General features: G+C 72.6%; 15 protein-coding genes. 10 read left to right on the plus strand and 5 right to left on the minus strand.

What is annotated here, in order from left to right; genetic code table 11:
• Nucleotides 1–84: 84 nt before the first annotated feature.
• On the plus strand, nucleotides 85–657 hold the full coding sequence (locus tag O7615_RS22735; protein ID WP_278179819.1) for a TetR/AcrR family transcriptional regulator: 573 nt from the start codon (nucleotides 85–87) through the stop codon (nucleotides 655–657).
• A gap of 58 nt (nucleotides 658–715) precedes the next feature.
• Here O7615_RS22735 and O7615_RS22740 read toward each other — a convergent pair whose 3' ends face one another.
• Nucleotides 716–919 carry a cold-shock protein gene (locus O7615_RS22740; protein WP_278179820.1) on the minus strand — a complete coding sequence of 68 codons (204 nt, stop codon included), beginning with the start codon at nucleotides 917–919 and terminating at the stop codon, nucleotides 716–718.
• Nucleotides 920–1,155: 236 nt separating this feature from the next.
• On the opposite strand from O7615_RS22740, the gene O7615_RS22745 reads away from it, so the two are divergent.
• A complete protein-coding gene (locus tag O7615_RS22745) occupies nucleotides 1,156–1,776 on the plus strand; it encodes a VTT domain-containing protein (RefSeq protein WP_278179821.1) in 621 nt (206 codons plus the stop codon).
• Between the two features lie 40 nt (nucleotides 1,777–1,816).
• Here the strand turns inward: O7615_RS22745 and O7615_RS22750 are convergent, their stop codons facing one another.
• Nucleotides 1,817–2,470, minus strand: coding sequence for an MBL fold metallo-hydrolase (locus O7615_RS22750; protein WP_278179822.1), 654 nt, complete (start codon nucleotides 2,468–2,470; stop codon nucleotides 1,817–1,819).
• Between the two features lie 6 nt (nucleotides 2,471–2,476).
• Entirely contained in the window at nucleotides 2,477–3,193 is a 717-nt protein-coding gene (locus tag O7615_RS22755; RefSeq protein WP_278179823.1) for a maleylpyruvate isomerase family mycothiol-dependent enzyme, read from the minus strand.
• A gap of 170 nt (nucleotides 3,194–3,363) precedes the next feature.
• On the opposite strand from O7615_RS22755, the gene rsgA reads away from it, so the two are divergent.
• The 4 genes from rsgA to uvrC all read left to right on the plus strand — a co-directional run bounded on the left by rsgA (nucleotide 3,364) and on the right by uvrC (nucleotide 10,182).
• Entirely contained in the window at nucleotides 3,364–4,389 is a 1,026-nt protein-coding gene (rsgA, locus tag O7615_RS22760; protein ID WP_278179824.1) for a ribosome small subunit-dependent GTPase A, read from the plus strand.
• A gap of 109 nt (nucleotides 4,390–4,498) precedes the next feature.
• Entirely contained in the window at nucleotides 4,499–7,441 is a 2,943-nt protein-coding gene (gene uvrA / locus O7615_RS22765) for an excinuclease ABC subunit UvrA (RefSeq protein WP_278179825.1), read from the plus strand.
• A gap of 116 nt (nucleotides 7,442–7,557) precedes the next feature.
• A complete protein-coding gene (locus O7615_RS22770; protein WP_278179826.1) occupies nucleotides 7,558–8,049 on the plus strand; it encodes a Rieske (2Fe-2S) protein in 492 nt (163 codons plus the stop codon).
• Nucleotides 8,050–8,145: 96 nt separating this feature from the next.
• Entirely contained in the window at nucleotides 8,146–10,182 is a 2,037-nt protein-coding gene (gene uvrC / locus O7615_RS22775; RefSeq protein ID WP_278179827.1) for an excinuclease ABC subunit UvrC, read from the plus strand.
• 14 nt (nucleotides 10,183–10,196) lie between these two features.
• Here the strand turns inward: uvrC and recQ are convergent, their stop codons facing one another.
• Nucleotides 10,197–12,029, minus strand: a complete 1,833-nt coding sequence (gene recQ / locus O7615_RS22780) for a DNA helicase RecQ (protein ID WP_278179828.1) — start codon at nucleotides 12,027–12,029, stop codon at nucleotides 10,197–10,199.
• Nucleotides 12,030–12,320: 291 nt separating this feature from the next.
• Here recQ and O7615_RS22785 point away from each other — a divergent pair, with 291 nt between their 5' ends.
• Nucleotides 12,321–13,217: a hypothetical protein gene (locus O7615_RS22785; protein WP_278179829.1), complete on the plus strand. Its 897-nt coding sequence runs from the start codon at nucleotides 12,321–12,323 to the stop codon at nucleotides 13,215–13,217.
• 18 nt (nucleotides 13,218–13,235) lie between these two features.
• Here O7615_RS22785 and O7615_RS22790 read toward each other — a convergent pair whose 3' ends face one another.
• On the minus strand, nucleotides 13,236–13,892 hold the full coding sequence (locus tag O7615_RS22790) for a hypothetical protein (RefSeq protein WP_278179830.1): 657 nt from the start codon (nucleotides 13,890–13,892) through the stop codon (nucleotides 13,236–13,238).
• Nucleotides 13,893–14,176: 284 nt separating this feature from the next.
• Here O7615_RS22790 and rapZ point away from each other — a divergent pair, with 284 nt between their 5' ends.
• The 3 genes from rapZ to whiA are packed head-to-tail and all read left to right on the plus strand — an operon-like array spanning nucleotide 14,177 to nucleotide 17,027.
• Nucleotides 14,177–15,025: an RNase adapter RapZ gene (rapZ, locus tag O7615_RS22795; protein ID WP_278182198.1), complete on the plus strand. Its 849-nt coding sequence runs from the start codon at nucleotides 14,177–14,179 to the stop codon at nucleotides 15,023–15,025.
• On the plus strand, nucleotides 15,022–15,993 hold the full coding sequence (yvcK, locus tag O7615_RS22800; protein ID WP_278179831.1) for a uridine diphosphate-N-acetylglucosamine-binding protein YvcK: 972 nt from the start codon (nucleotides 15,022–15,024) through the stop codon (nucleotides 15,991–15,993). Before rapZ ends, yvcK begins: the two co-directional genes overlap by 4 nt.
• Before the next feature lie 53 nt (nucleotides 15,994–16,046).
• Nucleotides 16,047–17,027 carry a DNA-binding protein WhiA gene (gene whiA, locus O7615_RS22805; RefSeq protein ID WP_278179832.1) on the plus strand — a complete coding sequence of 327 codons (981 nt, stop codon included), beginning with the start codon at nucleotides 16,047–16,049 and terminating at the stop codon, nucleotides 17,025–17,027.
• Nucleotides 17,028–17,241: the final 214 nt, after the last annotated feature.

Genomic DNA, 17,241 nt, shown 5'->3' on the forward strand with positions numbered 1-17,241 from the left:
GACGGTCTCGACCCGCCTTGTGTACGATGAGTTCATATAATCATATATGAACGTCAGGTTCAATAGTGCCGGAAGAAGGAGGAGATGGGCAGAGGGCGACGACCCGCCGGGGAGGTGCGCCGGGATGTCCTGGCGGCGGCCGGACGCGTACTGCGGGAGCAGGGGATGGCGGGGTTCACCGTGGAGAAGGTCGCGGCCGCCTCCGGCGCGAGCAAGGTCACGATCTACAAGATGTGGCCTTCCAAGGGCACCCTCGCCATGGAGGGCTACTTCGCCTCGGTCGAGCAGGCCCTGAGCTTCCCCGACACCGGCGACATCGAGGCCGACCTGCGCACGCAACTGCACGCCTTCGTCGACGTGCTCACCGGCGACGGCACCGGTCGTGTCGTCGCGGAGCTGATCGGCGCGGCGCAGACCGATCGCGCCCTGCACGAGGCGTACCTGAGCGCCTACTCCCGACCTCGCCGCGACCTCGCCGTCGCCCGGCTCCAGACCGCGATCGACGCCGGGCAGCTCCGCTACGGACTCGATTGCGAATCGGTCGTCGACCAGCTCTGGGGAGCCTGCTACCACCGACTCCTGCTACCCGACGAACCCCTCGACCACAGGTTCGTCGACACACTCGTCGACAACCTGTTCCACGGCATCGGCGCCTGACCGGTGTCGTCCGGAAACCACGGCGGCGGCCGGTGACCGGCCGCCGCCTCGGCACGAATCAGAGCGAGCGGACGTTGTCCGCCTGCGGTCCCTTCTGCCCCTGGGTCACGTCGAACTCGACCTTCTGCCCCTCGGTGAGTTCCCGGTAGCCACTCGACGAGATCGCCGAGTAGTGGACGAAGACGTCGGGGCCGCCGCCGTCCTGCTCGATGAAGCCGAAGCCCTTTTCGGAGTTGAACCACTTCACGGTGCCGGTTGCCATGCGTACTCTCTCCTTGTTTCGCGCGGGCGACCGCCGGCTCCGCGCCGGTGATCGCCCAATACCTCCACGACAGTAACCGGTGGAAAGCGCGTTTGCCGGGCGAAGCGCCTCAGGCGGTACGGCGGGATGCGGCTCTGCCGGAGGGCGAGCATCAGGGATCACCCCGAGAGGGACCGCGCGAGGCTGGGGAGGAAACCCGATGTCCACGGTGGCGGCCAGGCCCTAGCGTACGAGACATGGCGGATCAGCTGGCGCAGATCGGCGAGCTTCCCGTGGCCCTGCTGATGGGGATCCTCGGGGTGGTCATGCTCTTCGACGCGGTGCCGCTGTTCGGCGTGCTCGTCCCCGGTGACGTGGCGGTGCTCGCCGCGGTGGCGGTCGGCAGCCCCGCCACCGGGCTGGCGGCCGTGGTCGCCGTGGTCGCCGGCTGCCTCGCCGGCTGGTCGCTGAGCTTCCTGGTCGGCCGGCGGTGGGGCGACCGCCTGCGACACAGCCGGTTCGGCGGCTGGGTCGGCGAGGCCCGTTGGGCGGCGGCGGAGGGGATCCTGCGCCGCAACGGCGGCCGGTTGGTGCTGATCGCGCCCTTCCTGCCGGTGTTCAACGCGCTGCTGCCCCTCGCGGCCGGCGGCCTGCACATGTCGTACCGGCGCTTCCTCGGCTTCGCGGCGCTCGGTGCGACCGCGTGGGCCGGGCTCTACCTCGTGGTGGGCACCGCGTCGCGGTGGCTGGCCGGCCTGCTCCCGGCCGGCGCGAGCCCGCTGCTGGTGACCATGGCCGGCGGGCTGGTGCTGGCCACCCTGGTGCTGCTCGGCACCCGCCGCCGGCTGCGCGCGGTCACCGCCCCTCCGCCCACCTGAACCGCGGCGCGGCGTCGGGTCCGCCATGATCCGTCGCCCGTCACCAGCCGCGGGCACGCCACTGCGCCAGCTGCGGGCGCTCCGCGCCGAGCGTCGAGTCCCGGCCGTGCCCCGGGTAGAACCAGGTCTCGTCGGGCAGCCGGTCGAACAGCTTGTGCTCGACGTCGTCGATGAGCGTGGCGAAGCGTTCCGGATCCTGGTTGGTGTTGCCGACTCCACCGGGAAAGAGACTGTCGCCGGTGAAGAGATGCGGGATGCCGGCCGGGTCGCGATAGAGCAGGGCCACCGAGCCGGGGGTGTGCCCCCTGATGTGGATGACCTCCAGGACACAGTCGCCGACCCGCACGGTGTCGCCGTCGGCCAGGGTCTGCGCCTCGATCGGCAACCCGTCGGCGTCGTCGGCGTGCACCAGCGCGCGGGCGCCGGTCTTGGCCACGACCTCCTCCAGCCCCACCCAGTGATCCATGTGCTGGTGGGTGGTGACCACCGCGCCCAGCCCCGCGTCGCCGACCAGTTCCAGCAGGCGGGGCGCCTCGTTCGCCGCGTCGATCAGCACCTGGTCACCGGTGTTCGCGCAGCGCAGCAGGTACGCGTTGTTGTCCATCGGCCCGACCGACACCTTGGTGATGGTCAGCCGGTCGAGTTCGCGTACGGCCGGTGGGCCGCCGGGGGTGACATCTCCGGTGTAGGTCATGGCTCCCTAGATCCATTCGGGTGGGCGGGGCAGGCGGCCGTCGGGGGTGACGGTCAGGGTGGTGCCCGGGTCGCGGCCGGTCAGCCAGGCGGCGAGGTCGGCGGCGGAACCGGCGACGACCGGCGCCCGCTCGCGGTCGCCGACCACCAGTTCGTGGCTGCTGCCGTCGAAGCGCAGCACCATCGCCGGTGCGTCGACGCGGTCGGCGAGGCCGGTGGCCACCTCGCGTAGCAGCCGGTGACCGAAGTCGGGTGACCAGTCCGCCGGCCGGTAGCCGGCGGCCAGGTCGACGTGATGGATCTCCAGCTCGCGCAGCCGCCCCCAGACGAGCAGCGTGGCCGGCCAGGGGCCCTGCCGGGTCTCGACCGTGGCGGCCCACGCCGACACCGGCATCGCGGCCACCGCCGCGGCGAACCGGTCCGCGCTGCGCCGCAGGTCGTCCAGGTGCTCCTCGGGCGGGCGGGGCGCGCCGGCGGAGATGTCGGCCTCCCGGGCCTCGGCGCTGGCGTACATCGGGATCCGCTCGCCGGTACGCGCCGAGGTGAGCAGGTTGACGAGACCGTCGGCGTTGCGGGCGAGATGGGCGAGCACGTGGCCCCGGCTCCAACCCGGCAGCAGCGACGGCGCCGCGAGGTCGGCGGCGTCGAAGGTGGCGGCCGTCCGCAGCAGGCGAGCGGTGGCGTCGTCCACCTCGCCGGTCAGCAGGAGGGGATCCGTGGTCACGTATCCGACCCTAGCCGCCCGCGCCGACCGCGTCGCCGGGGAATTCACTTCCGGTGCGGCACCCCCCGGCCTACCGTCGGTGTCGTATCGCGGCGCCGGAGCGGAGGAGGTGGTGGTCATGCCGGTCACCGCATCCGTGTATCACCCGCACCGACACTGAGCGAGGAGCCATGACCATCGCACTGACCGCCCTGGGTTGGGACACCGACCGGGCGGCCCACCTGCGACGTATCCGTACCGATCACCGTCCCGGCCGGGTGGCCCGGGTCGACCGTGGCGTCTGCACCGTGCTCACCGAGGACGGGCCGCTGCGCGCCTCGACCGGTGGGGCCGTGCTGGCCGCCGCCGGGGGCGATGCCACCCGGCTGCCGGGCGTCGGTGACTGGGTGCTGCTGTGCGCCTGGCCCGACGCCCGGGTGACGGTGGAGGCGGTGCTGCCCCGGCGTACCGCCCTGATCCGGCGCACCGCCGGCAAGGACGCCAGCGGTCAGCTGCTCGCCGCCAACCTGGACACCGCCGCGGTGGTGGAGCCGGTGCACCCGGCGCCGGACGCCGCCCGCATCGAGCGGCTGCTCTCCCTGGTCCACGAGTCGGGCGCCCGGCCGCTGGTGGTGCTGACCAAGGCCGATCTGGCGGCCGACCCGGCGGCGGTGGCGCGTCAGCTGACGGCGGTCGCGCCCGGGGTGCCGGTGCTGCCGGTCAGCGCCGAGCACGGCACCGGGCTGGCGCCGCTGCGGGCCGCCGCCGGCCCGGGTCGGACGCTAGGCCTGCTCGGGCCCTCCGGCGCCGGCAAGTCGAGCCTGGTCAACGCGCTCGCTGGCGCGGTGGTGATGCCCACCCAGGCGATCCGGCGGGTCGACGGCAAGGGCCGGCACACCACCACCTGGCGGTCGCTGGTGCCGCTGCCCGGCGGCGGCGCGGTGCTGGACACGCCCGGGGTCCGGGCGGTCGGCCTGCTGGACGGCGCGACCGGGCTCGACCGGGCCTTCGGCGACATCGCCGATCTCGCCACCGGCTGCCGGTACGGCGACTGCGGGCACGAGGCGGAGCCGGGCTGCGCGGTGCGGGAGGCGCTGGAGTCCGGTGTGCTGACCGCCCGACGGTGGGAGAGCTGGCGGCGGCTACAGCGAGAGATCGCCCACGAGACCCGCCGCCGCGCCACCCGCCCGGCCCGCCGCCGGGGAAAGTTGTCGTAGGGCGGGTCTACAGTTGCCGGGGCGCACTCTCCGCGCCGGTACAACCGCTGGGTTCACCCCAAAAGCGGACAGATCCTCCTTGCCATCCTCACCCGGGAGTACACGGACCGTGGCCGACCGTTTGATCATCCGTGGCGCACGCGAGCACAACCTGCGTGACGTCAGCCTCGACCTGCCCCGGGACGCCCTGATCGTGTTCACCGGGCTGTCCGGGTCGGGCAAGTCGAGCCTGGCCTTCGACACGATCTTCGCCGAGGGGCAGCGCCGGTACGTCGAGTCGCTGTCGTCGTACGCCCGGCAGTTCCTCGGCCAGATGGACAAGCCGGACGTCGACTTCATCGAGGGGTTGAGCCCCGCGGTCTCCATCGACCAGAAGTCGACCTCGCGCAACCCGCGCTCCACCGTCGGCACGATCACCGAGGTCTACGACTACCTCCGGCTGCTGTTCGCCCGGGTGGGCGAGCCGCACTGCCCGGTCTGCGGCGAGCGGATCTCCCGGCAGAGCCCGCAGCAGATCGTCGACCGGTTGCTCGCGATGGCCGAGGGGACCAGGTTCATGGTGCTCGCCCCGGTCGTGCGGGGGCGCAAGGGCGAGTACGTCGACCTCTTCGCCGAACTACAGGCCAAGGGGTACGCCCGGGCCCGGGTCGACGGTGTGGTGCACCAGCTGACCGAGCCGCCGAAGCTCAAGAAGCAGGAGAAACACACCATCGAGGTGGTGATCGACCGGCTCAGCGTCAAGCCCAGCGCTAAGCAGCGGCTGACCGACTCGGTCGAGGCGGCGCTGGGGCTCTCCGGCGGGCTGGTGCTGCTGGACTTCGTCGATCTGCCCGAGGACGACCCCGACCGGGAGCGCCGCTACTCCGAGCACCTGGCCTGTCCGAACGACCACCCCCTGGCGATCGAGGACCTGGAACCCCGGGTCTTCTCGTTCAACGCGCCCTACGGCGCCTGCCCGGAGTGCACCGGTCTCGGCACGAAGAAGGAGGTCGACCCGGAACTGGTCGTCCCCGATCCGGAGCGCAGCCTGCGTGAGGGGGCGATCCAGCCCTGGGCGACCGGGCACAACCTGGAATACTTCGTCCGCCTGCTGGAGGCGCTCGGTGAGGCGGAGCACTTCGACGTCGACACGCCCTGGCGTGCGCTGCCGTCCCGGGCGCAGAAGACGATCCTGCACGGCTCCGACGACCAGGTGCACGTGCGCTACCGCAACAAGTACGGCCGGGAGCGCTCGTACTACACCGGCTTCGAGGGCGTGATGCAGTGGATCGAGCGCCGGCACTCCGACACCGAGTCGGAGTGGTCGCGGGAGAAGTACGAGGGCTACATGCGCGACGTGCCGTGCGCGGCCTGCGGCGGTGCCCGGCTCAAGCCCGAGGTGCTCGCCGTCACGCTGGCCGGGCGCAGCATCGCCGAGGTCTGCAACCTGTCCGTGGGTGAGTGCGCCGACCTGCTGGCCGGCATCGAGCTGACCGACCGGCAGAAGCTGATCGCCGAGCGGGTGCTCAAGGAGATCAACGCCCGGCTGCGCTTCCTGCTCGACGTCGGGCTGGACTACCTCTCCCTGGACCGGCCGGCGGGCACCCTCTCCGGCGGCGAGGCGCAGCGGATCCGGCTGGCCACCCAGATCGGTTCCGGTCTGGTCGGGGTGCTCTACGTGCTGGACGAGCCGTCGATCGGGCTGCACCAGCGGGACAACCACCGGCTGATCGAGACCCTGCTCCGGCTGCGTGGCCTGGGCAACACGCTGATCGTGGTGGAACACGACGAGGACACCATCCGGACCGCCGACTGGATCGTCGACATCGGTCCCGGCGCCGGCGAGCACGGTGGCCAGATCGTGCACAGCGGTTCGGTGCCGGCGCTGCTGGCCAACCCGGAGTCGACGACCGGGGCCTACCTCTCCGGCCGGCGGGAGATCCCGACGCCGAAGGGGCGTCGGCCGCAGACCCCCGGGCGGGAGCTGGTGGTGCACGGGGCCCGCGAACACAACCTGCGCAACCTGACCGTGAGCTTCCCGCTGGGCCAGCTGATCGCCGTCACCGGGGTCAGCGGCTCCGGCAAGTCGACCCTGGTCAACGACATCCTCCACGCCGTGCTGGCCAACCAGATCAACGGCGCCCGGCTGGTGCCCGGCCGACACACCCGGGTCTCCGGGCTGGAGCACGTGGACAAGGTCGTCGGGGTCGACCAGTCGCCGATCGGCCGCACGCCCCGGTCGAACCCGGCCACCTACACCGGGGTCTGGGACCACGTGCGCAAGCTGTTCGCCGAGACCACCGAGGCCAAGGTCCGGGGGTACGGCCCCGGCCGGTTCTCGTTCAACGTCAAGGGTGGCCGCTGCGAGGCGTGCTCCGGCGACGGCACGATCAAGATCGAGATGAACTTCCTGCCCGACGTGTACGTCCCCTGCGAGGTGTGCAAGGGCGCCCGCTACAACAGGGAGACCCTGGAGGTGCACTACAAGGGCAAGACCGTCTCCGACGTGCTGGAGATGCCGATCGAGGAGGCGGCCGAGTTCTTCTCCGCCATCCCGGCCATCCACCGGCACCTCAAGACGCTGGTCGACGTGGGCCTGGGCTACGTGCGGCTGGGTCAGCCGGCGCCGACCCTCTCCGGCGGCGAGGCGCAGCGGGTCAAGCTCGCCTCCGAGCTGCAGAAGCGCTCCACCGGGCGGACGGTCTACGTGCTCGACGAGCCGACCACCGGCCTGCACTTCGAGGACATCCGCAAGCTGCTGCTGGTGCTGGAGGGCCTGGTCGACAAGGGCAACACGGTGATCACGATCGAGCACAACCTCGACGTGATCAAGAGCGCCGACTGGTTGATCGACATGGGCCCGGAGGGCGGCCACCGGGGCGGCACGGTGCTCGCCACCGGCAGCCCGGAGGAGGTCGCCGAGGTCGTCGAGAGCCACACGGGGCAGTTCCTGCGTACCGTCCTCAAGCTCGACGGCGCGGCACAGGGTGCGGCGGCGGCGACCGCCCGTGCGGCCAGGGCCAACGGAACCAAGGCGCGGGGCGGCCGGAAGGCCACCGCCGCGGCGCGCTGACCCGGTTGGCCAGCGTCCTCGGGTAGCCGATCGGGTGAACCGCCGGGCAGAGTGGTGCGTGGAGGGAAAGGTAGCCACAGATCATGCACGGTGGTAGCTCAACGGAGAGGCGAGGCATGAGCGAGCGCAGTGAGGACCAGGTGCTGGCCGGGCCGGAGACGCGTACCCGCCGAGCCGTGCTCACGGGTGCGGGAGCGGTCGGCGCGGCCGTGGTCCTGGCCGCGTGCGGCGGCGAGGACGCCGGCGACGGTGCGGCGCCGATCAGCCCCGGGCCGGGGGTCACCGGCACCGGCGACGCGGGCGGCGGGGACCGCGAGGGCGCCCAGTCGCTGGCCAAGACCACGGACATCCCGGTCGGCGGTGGCGCGGTCTTCGTCGCGCAGGGCGTGGTGATCACCCAGCCCACCGCGGGGGAGTTCAAGGGCTTCGACCCGGTCTGTACGCACCAGGGCTGTCCGGTGTCGAACGTCGACGGCGGCACCATCAACTGCACCTGCCACGGCAGCAAGTTCTCCATCGAGGACGGGTCCGTCAAGGCGGGGCCGGCCACCACGCCGTTGCCGGCCAAGGAGGTCAAGGTCGACGGCGACCAGATCTCGCTGGCCTGAGGCCGGGTCGCAGGGGCCGCCGTGGTCGCCACGCCGGCCGAGATCGGTCAACCGGGGACGATCCGGGCTGTCGGGGGTGGCGACTAGTCTCGGTGTGTGGCTGATCCGTCGACCTACCGTCCCGCGCCGGGCACGATCCCCGAGGCGCCGGGGGTCTACCGCTTCTACGACGGCACCGGCCGGGTGATCTACGTCGGCAAGGCGAAGAACCTGCGCAGCAGGCTCAACTCGTACTTCGCCGACCTGTGGGGGCTGCACCAGCGCACCCAGCAGATGGTCACCACCGCCGAGTCCGTCGACTGGGTCACCGTCGGGACCGAGGTCGAGGCGCTCCAGCTCGAATACCTCTGGATCAAGCAGTACGACCCGAGGTTCAACGTCCGCTACCGCGACGACAAGTCCTACCCCTACCTGGCGGTGACCCTCGACGAGGAATACCCACGGCTACAGGTGATGCGCGGCGCCAAGCGCAAGGGGGTGCGCTACTTCGGGCCGTACTCCCACGCCTGGGCGATCCGCGAGACGCTCGACCTGCTGCTGCGGGTCTTCCCGGCGCGGACCTGCTCGGCCGGGGTGTTCAAGCGGGCCGGCCAGGTCGGTCGCCCGTGCCTGCTCGGCTACATCGGCAAGTGCTCGGCGCCCTGCGTGGGCAGCGTCACGGCGCAGCGGCACCGCGAGATCGTCGACGACTTCTGCGACTTCATGGCCGGCCGCACCGACACCATGGTCCGCAAGCTGGAACGCGAGATGGCCGAGGCCAGCGCCGAGCTGGAGTTCGAGCGGGCGGCGCGGCTGCGCGACGACGTCGCCGCGCTGCGCCGGGCGATGGAGAAGCAGACGGTGGTGCTCGGCGACGGCACCGACGCCGATGTGGTCGCCTTCGCCGACGACCCCCTCGAAGCCGCGGTCCAGGTCTTCCACGTCCGGGGCGGCCGGGTGCGCGGCCAGCGCGGCTGGGTGGTGGAGAAGACCGAGGACCTCACCGTCGGCGACCTCGTGCACCACTTCTGCACCCAGGTCTACGGCGGCGAGCACGGCGAGTCCGACGTGCCGCGCGAGCTGCTGGTGCCGGAGTTGCCCGCCGACGCCGACGCGCTGGCCGACTGGCTCACCACCCACCGGGGCAGCCGGGCTACGCTGCGGGTGCCGCAGCGCGGCGACAAGCGGGCCCTGATGGAGACGGTCGAGCGCAACGCGAAGGACGCCCTGGCCCGGCACAAGCTCAAGCGGGCCGGCGACCTGACCACGCGCAGCAAGGCCCTCGACGAGATCACCGAGGCGCTCGGTCTGCGGACGGCGCCGCTGCGCATCGAGTGCTTCGACATCTCCCAGATCCAGGGCACCGACGTGGTGGCGAGCATGGTCGTCTTCGAGGACGGGCTGGCCCGCAAGAGCGAGTACCGCCGGTTCGTCATCCGGGGCGCCACCGACGACCTCTCGGCGATGTCCGAGGTGCTGCGCCGACGCTTCGCCCGCTACCTCGACGCCCGCGCCGAGACCGGTGAGGCCGGCGTCGAGTCGGCCGCCGACCTCGCCGCCGCGGCGGATTCGGCCGCACCGACCGCCGCGCTCGACGGCGTCGACGCGCTCGACGGAATCGGCGGGGCGGGCGGGGACGAGCCGAGGGTGGGCACGCTGGTAGACCCGACCACCGGGCGTCCGCGCAAGTTCGCGTACCCGCCGCAGCTGGTGGTGGTCGACGGCGGCGCGCCGCAGGTGGCCGCCGCCGCACAGACCCTCGCCGAGCTGGGCATCGACGACGTGGCGCTCTGCGGGCTGGCCAAGCGGCTGGAGGAGGTCTGGCTGCCCGACGACGACTTCCCGGTCATCCTGCCGCGCACCTCGGAGGGGCTCTACCTGCTGCAACGGGTACGCGACGAGGCGCACCGCTTCGCCATCACCTTCCACCGGCAGCGCCGCTCGAAGCGGATGACGACCTCGGCACTGGACAGCGTTCCGGGCCTCGGTGAGGTGCGCCGCAAGGCGCTGCTGCGCCACTTCGGCTCGCTCAAGCGCCTCTCCGCCGCCACCGTGGAGGAGATCACCGAGGTCCCCGGCGTCGGCCGCCGCACCGCCGAAGCCATCCTCACCGCCCTCACCGAGCCCTCCGCCACCCCCACCCCTCCGGGTTGATCATGAGTGGGCTGTCAGGAGGCGAGCACGCCGAGGATCTGCTCGCCGTACTTGGCGAGCTTGTTCTCGCCGACGCCGCTGATCCGGGACAGCTCGGCCAGTGAGGACGGGGCGTCGGCGGCGATCTGCCGCAGCGTCGCGTCGTGGAAGATCACGTACGCGGGTACGCCCTGCTCCTTCGCGGTCGCCGCCCGCCAGGCACGCAGCCGCTCGAACGTGCCGGCCGCCTCGGCCGGCAACTCGGCGACCACCGTGGCCGCGCCCCGGGGCTTGGCCACCCGCGCCGGGCGCGCCTGCTCGCGGCGCAGCATCACGGTGCGCCGCCGGCCGAGCACCTCGGCGCTGGCCTCGGTCAGGGCCAGGGTGCCATAGTCACCCTCGACGGCGAGCAGGCCCTCGGCGAGCAACTGCCGTACCACCCCGCGCCACTCCGCCTCGCCCAACTCGCCGCCGATGCCGAACACGGTCAGCGAGTCGTGCCGGTGCTGGGTGATCTTGTCGGTGCCACGGCCCAGCAGGATGTCGATGCAGTGCCCGGCGCCGAACCGCTGGTTACGCTCCCGGTCCAGCCGGTACACCGTGGAGAGCAGCTTCTGCGCGGCGACCGTGCCGTCCCAGGACTCGGGCGGCTCCAGGCAGGTGTCGCAGTTGCCGCAGCTGCCGTCCAGCGTCTGACCGAAGTAGTCGAGCAGTTGCACCCGCCGGCAGCGGACCGTCTCGCACAGCGCCAGCATCGCGTCGAGGTGGGCGGCGAGGTTACGCCGGTGGGCCAGGTCGCCCTCGGACGTGTCGATCATCTTGCGCTGCTGCACGACGTCCTGCAGCCCGTACGCCAGCCAGGCGGTGGACGGTAGCCCGTCCCGGCCGGCGCGGCCGGTCTCCTGGTAGTAGCCCTCGACCGACTTCGGCAGGTCGAGGTGGGCGACGAACCGGACGTCGGGCTTGTCGATGCCCATGCCGAAGGCGATGGTCGCGACCATCACGACCCCGTCGGCGCGCAGGAAGCGCTGCTGGTTCGCGGTGCGGGTGGCCGCGTCCAGACCGGCGTGGTACGGCAACGCGTCGATGCCGTTGGCGAGCAGGAACTCCGCGGTCTTCTCCACCGAGGCGCGGGACAGGCAGTAGACGATGCCCGCCTCGCCCGGATGCTCGTCGCGCAGCAGCGCGAGCAGTTGCTTGCGGGCCTCCCGCTTCGGCGCGATCCGGTACTGGATGTTGGGCCGGTCGAAGCTGGCCACGAAGTGCCGCGCCTCGGTGAGCTTGAGCCGGGTGGCGATCTCCGCCCGGGTCGCGCTGGTCGCGGTGGCGGTCAGCGCGATGCGCGGTACGCCCGGCCAGCGCTCGTGCAGCATCGACAGGTTCAGGTAGTCCGGTCGGAAGTCGTGGCCCCACTGCGACACGCAGTGCGCCTCGTCGATGGCGAACAACCCGATCCGCCCCCGGTCCAGCAGACTCAACGTCGCCCGGCTGGCCAGCGCCTCCGGCGCCAGGTAGAGCAGGTCGATCTCCCCGGCCACGAACTCCGCCTCGACCAACCGCCGAGTGTCGAGATCCAGCGTCGAGTTCAGGAAGCCGGCCCGCACGCCGACGGCGGTCAGCGCGTCCACCTGGTCCTGCATCAGCGCGATCAGCGGCGAGATCACCACGGCGACGCCGTCGCGGAGCAGCGCCGGGATCTGGTAGCACAGCGACTTGCCGCCACCGGTCGGCATCAGCACCAGCGCGTCGCCGCCGGCCACCACGTGGTCGATCACCTCCCGCTGGAAACCCCGGAAGGAGTCGTACCCGAAGACCCGCCGCAGCGTCTCCAGCACGGCGTCGGCGGGCGGTGCGGTGGGGGAGAGCATCCCGGGATTCTACGAGCTTTCGTGACGGTGGCACCGAGCGGTTCGGCGTCGGCGAGGAACCGCACGCTGGTAATCCGGAGCTTGCTACGGCGTTCGGTCCAGATCTTGGACAGTTCTCGTTCCGCGCTAACGGAAACTGTCCATGATCTCGCATCCGTATCTCATCCTTCGAGAACTGCTGATCTCGGCGGCGCTCGATCTGTGGCAGTTCCGGTGGTGTCGGCCCGGCGTGTCGACCGCCTACAGTGCCGCGGTGCGGAGCCGGGCGGGGCCGTGCGGTTAGATGGCCGGGTGGCGGTACGTATCGATGTTGACGCCCTGCGAGACGCGGCCGGGTCCGTGGTCTGCGACGCGGCGGACAAGCTCCGGGCGGCCGGGCAACCGGACGTGATCAGCCCGGCCGGTGGGGGAGCGTCCGGCACGATCCGGGCGGCCGGGCAGGCGCCGCTGGACGTCTGGGTGGGGATCGCGGCGGACGGATTCACCGCCGAGTGTGACTGCCCCGCGCCGGAGGAGTTGTGCGCTCACGCGGTGGCGCTCGCCGTCGCCGCCCTGGCGGAGGAGTTCGCGTGGTCGTCCCTGGCCACGCCGCCATCGGCCGTGGAGGTCGAGCCCCGGGTGGCCGAGTTGGCCGCACTCGCGCACACCATCCCCGCCCGGCGGCTGGCGCTGCTGCTCGCCGAGTGGGCGGTCACCGATCGCGTGCTGGAGTCCCGGCTGCTGGCGTACGCGGGGCGGCTTGCGCCGGTCACCGACGCCGCACTGGCCGACGTCCGCCGGACCATCGACAACCTGGCCCACGAGGCGACCAACGGCAGCCGTTGGGACCTGCACGACGTGGAGAAGGCCGGCCGGGCGATCGTCGAGGAGGTGCGGGTGCTGGCCCAACGACCGGCGAGCATCGAGGCGGTCCTCGTGGTCGAGCGGGCGGCCCGCGCGTGGGACGGGTTGGCTGGCTACCTCCACGACGCCTGGGAGACCTACGAGGACGAGCCGGCCGAGATCGGTGACGCGCTGCGCGCGGCCCACGTCCAGCTCTGCGAGCAGGTGCAACCGGACCCCGACGAGCTGGCCGCCCGGCTGACGGAGATCATCGCGGCGGCGGAGGTCGACTCCTGTCTCGACGAGCCGTGGGACTATCTCGGTCTGCTCGGCCGCGACCGGGTCAAGGCGCTGCGTCGCCGCTGATCAGGGGCCGGCCGTCGCTCAGTCATGGGCCGGCGGAACCAGCACCTGCTTGGCCCAGCGCACGTCGCCGTCGGGGTCGACGTAGCAGAACGCCACCACCAGGCGCGACGGGTCGTCCAGCGGCAGGGCCCGGGGCCCGAGCCGGAAGACGGCGACCAGGCTGCCGTCGCCGAGCGCGCGGGTGCCCACCGCACCGGCGTCCGGCGGGGCGGTGACCGATCCGTCCGGTGTTACCCGAGAGGCGGTGCCGGCGAGCCAGCTGTACCGCTCGGCCAGCACCTCGTACGTCCCCGCCCAGTTGTATCCGGTGCCCCCGGCGGCGTCCCAGCCGGCGTACGGGCGGACGACACGGGCGGGAGTGTCCCGGCCGTCCAGCAGGATGACCTGGTATCTGCCGACCCGACTCGGTCCGGACCAGCGCAGTCGCAACACCACCGACTGGTTCTCGGGATCGCCGCGAACCTGGTTCTCCGCGTCGGGCCAGCCGAGCGCGGCGGCGGTGGCGGGCACCTGGTCCGGTTCCGGCAGGCGGGCCTCGACGGTCACCGCGACCTGGTCGCCGCCGCCTGCCCACTCGCGTTCGCGCTCGACGAACCGGTCGACCGTGGCCAGCACGGCGACCGTGACCGACACGAGGGCCACCACCCAGCGCAGCCGCGCCCCGTGCCTGCCCATGGCCGGAGGATAGCCGCACCGCCGGCCACGCACCGTCAGCAAGCCGACACGTCAGTGCCCGGAAGGGCCCCCGGTCCCGCAGGCCAGCGGCAACGGACGCGAGTGGCGGTGCGTCCCGCCGCGCCGACACCGGCGCGTTAGAGTCGCTGCTGACCATGCCCGGTCGGCATCGACCGTGGCGCCACGGTTGGGGGGTTTGACGGGTGGGCGAGGCGCACACGACCGGTCACCGGGCCGGCGCAGCCGGCGAGCAGACCGGGCCGGCGGCCGAGACGGACACCACACTGGTCGTGGTCACCGGCCTGTCCGGTGGCGGGCGCAGCACGGTGGCCCGGGCCCTGGAGAACGTGGGCTTCTACGTCGTCGACAACCTGCCGCAGGCGCTGCTGCTGGACATGGCCGAGCTGGCGGTGAAGGCCGGTGGCGCGGCGCGGCGCACCGCGATGGTGCTGGACGTACGCTCCCGGGCCTTCTCCACCGACCTGGCCGAGGCGATCCGGCAGCTGAAGGAGCGCGGCTACGCCCCCCGCGTGGTCTTCGTCGACGCCGACGACGAGGTGCTCATCCGCCGGTTCGAGAGCGTGCGGCGCTCGCATCCGTTGCAGGGCGACGGGCGGCTCGCCGACGGCATCGCGGTCGAGCGGGGCCTGCTGGAGGAGGCCCGCGACCAGGCCGATGTGATCATCGACACCAGCCATCTCAACGTCAACCAGCTGCGCCGCCGGATCGAGGAGCTGTTCGGCGGGGAGGACGCCCGCCGGCTGCGGCTGACGGTGATCTCCTTCGGCTTCAAGTACGGCCTGCCGCCGGACGCCGACTTCGTCCTCGACGCCCGGTTCCTGCCCAACCCGTACTGGGTGCCCGAGTTGCGCGAGCACACCGGGCGGGAGGAGGCGGTCAGCGCGTACGTGCTGGGGCAGGAGGGGGCGGACGCCTTCGTCACCGCGTACGCGGATCTGGTGAACGCCACCACGGCCGGCTTCGAGCGGGAGGGCAAGCGGTACCTGACCGTGGCGGTCGGCTGCACCGGTGGCAAGCACCGCAGCGTGGCGATCGCCGAGGAGCTGGCGGCCCGGCTGCGCCACACCGGGTTGGCCGCCAACGCCCAGCACCGGGACCTGGGGCGGGAATGACGATCCGGGTGGTGGCGTTCGGCGGCGGCCACGGCCTGTCCGCCTCGCTGCGCGCGTTGCGTCGCTGCGCCCCCGAGCTGGACCTGGACATCACGGCGGTGGTGACCGTCGGTGACGACGGCGGATCCAGCGGCCGGCTGCGCGCCGAGCGGGGCGGCCTGCCCCCCGGCGACCTGCGGCAGGCGCTGGTCGCGTTGGCCGGCGACCATCCCGCGACCCGGCGCAGCGCCGGGCTCTTCCAGCACCGGTTCGTCGAGGCGACGGTCGACGGTCGGGGCGACGGGCTGGCCGGGCACGCGGTGGGCAACCTGCTGCTCTGCGGGCTGATGGAGCTGCTGGGCGATCCGGTGGCCGCGCTGGAGCACGCGGGGGCGATGCTCGGTGCGGTCGGCCGGGTGCTGCCGATGTCCCGCCAGCCGGTCGACATCGAGGCCCAGGTACGCGGGGCGGACCCGGGCCGGCCCGACGAGGTGTGCACCGTACGCGGCCAGCACCAGGTCGCGGTCACCACGGGGCGGGTCGAGTCGCTGCGACTCACCCCGCAGGCGCCGGCGGCGTGCGCGGAGGCGGTCGCCACGATCGGCACCGCCGACTGGCTGATCTTCGGGCCGGGCAGCTGGTACACCAGCGTCCTGCCGCACCTGCTGGTGCCGCAGCTGGCCGCGGCGATCCTGGCCAGCCCGGCCCGGCGGCTGGTCACCCTCAACCTCGCCGCCGAGAAGGAAACCCTCGGCCTCTCCGTCGCCGACCACCTGGCGGCGCTGCGGTGGTACCTGCCGGAGCTGACGGCCGACTTCGTGCTCGCCGACGCCAAGGCGGTCGGTGACCCCGAGCCCGTCAACCGTGCGGCAGAATCGCTGGGAGCCCGACTGGTCCTCGCCCCCGTCGCGGTCGACGACGGTACTCCCCGTCATGATCCTGCTGCTCTGGGCGCCGCCCTGGTGCCCGTACTGGGCGCCGATCGTTAGACACGTACGTAATCTCCGGCGACACGCCGGAACGGGTCCGTGAGGGGACGCACATGGCGATGACGGCTGCGGTCAAGGACGAGCTGAGTCGGGTCGACGTGCCCAAGCCCTGCTGCCGGCGGGCGGAGATGGCGGCGCTGCTGCGGTTCGCCGGTGGGCTGCACATCGTCTCCGGCCGGGTGGTGGTGGAGGCGGAACTCGACACGGGTGCGGTGGCCCGCCGGCTGCGGCGCGAGATCGCCGAGGTCTACGGCTATCCGAGCGAGATCCACGTGCTCGCCTCCGGCGGGCTGCGCAAGGGCAGCCACTTCATCGTCCGGGTCGTCAAGGACGGCGAGGCGCTGGCCCGGCAGACCGGCCTGCTGGACGTGCGGGGTCGGCCGGTGCGGGGGCTTCCACCGCACGTGGTCGCGGCCAGCGTGTGCTGCGCGGTGTCGGCCTGGCGGGGCGCGTTCATGGCGCACGGTTCGCTGACCGAGCCGGGCCGCTCCAGCGCCCTGGAGATCACCTGCCCGGGCCCGGAGTCCGCGCTCGCCCTGGTCGGCGCGGCGCGGCGGATCGGCATCACCGCCAAGAACCGCGAGGTACGCGGCGTCGACCGGGTGGTGGTCAAGGACGGCGACGCGATCGCCGCGCTGCTGACCCGGATCGGCGCCCACGCCAGCGTGCTGGCCTGGGAGGAGCGCCGGGTGCGGCGCGAGGTGCGCGCGACGGCCAACCGGCTGGCGAACTTCGACGACGCCAACCTGCGGCGCTCGGCCCGCGCGGCGGTGGCCGCCGCGGCCCGGGTGACCCGGGCACTGGAGATCCTCGCCGACGACGCGCCGGAGCACCTGACCTCGGCCGGCCGGCTACGGCTGGAGCACCGGCAGGCGTCCCTGGAGGAACTGGGCGCGCTGGCGGACCCGCCGCTGACCAAGGACGCCATCGCGGGCCGGATCCGCCGGTTGCTGGCCCTGGCCGACAAGCGGGCGCGCGACCTGGGCATCCCGGATACCGAAGCGGCCGTCACGCCCGACATGCTCGTGGTCTGATAGGACGGTGGGCCGTCACCGCGCGGGCAGGGCAGCCACCCGGCGCAGCGTGGCTCGGCGCGCTCGGATATGGTCGCTGCGTACGGCAAGGGGGCCGACACCGGCGCTCCCCGCCGTGCCCACCGCCTCGACGGCGGTCAGGTCCCTCGGACCGCGGCGGGGTGGCCGAGATGAACCGTCAACGGCCGGCCCCAACGGTCGGCGCACACCACTT

Origin of the sequence: Micromonospora sp. WMMD1082 (genome assembly GCF_029626175.1) — a bacterium.
GTDB lineage: Bacteria > Actinomycetota > Actinomycetes > Mycobacteriales > Micromonosporaceae > Micromonospora.

Bases quoted from the DNA above. Each gene is read 5' to 3' on its own strand.
- O7615_RS22735 (WP_278179819.1), top strand. From the start codon at position 85: ATGGGCAGAGGGCGACGACCCGCCGGGGAGGTGCGCCGGGATGTCCTG.
- O7615_RS22740 (WP_278179820.1), bottom strand. From the start codon at position 919: ATGGCAACCGGCACCGTGAAGTGGTTCAACTCCGAAAAGGGCTTCGGC.
- O7615_RS22745 (WP_278179821.1), top strand. From the start codon at position 1,156: ATGGCGGATCAGCTGGCGCAGATCGGCGAGCTTCCCGTGGCCCTGCTG.
- O7615_RS22750 (WP_278179822.1), bottom strand. From the start codon at position 2,470: ATGACCTACACCGGAGATGTCACCCCCGGCGGCCCACCGGCCGTACGC.
- rsgA (WP_278179824.1), top strand. From the start codon at position 3,364: ATGACCATCGCACTGACCGCCCTGGGTTGGGACACCGACCGGGCGGCC.
- O7615_RS22770 (WP_278179826.1), top strand. From the start codon at position 7,558: ATGAGCGAGCGCAGTGAGGACCAGGTGCTGGCCGGGCCGGAGACGCGT.
- recQ (WP_278179828.1), bottom strand. From the start codon at position 12,029: ATGCTCTCCCCCACCGCACCGCCCGCCGACGCCGTGCTGGAGACGCTG.
- O7615_RS22790 (WP_278179830.1), bottom strand. From the start codon at position 13,892: ATGGGCAGGCACGGGGCGCGGCTGCGCTGGGTGGTGGCCCTCGTGTCG.
- yvcK (WP_278179831.1), top strand. From the start codon at position 15,022: ATGACGATCCGGGTGGTGGCGTTCGGCGGCGGCCACGGCCTGTCCGCC.
- whiA (WP_278179832.1), top strand. From the start codon at position 16,047: ATGGCGATGACGGCTGCGGTCAAGGACGAGCTGAGTCGGGTCGACGTG.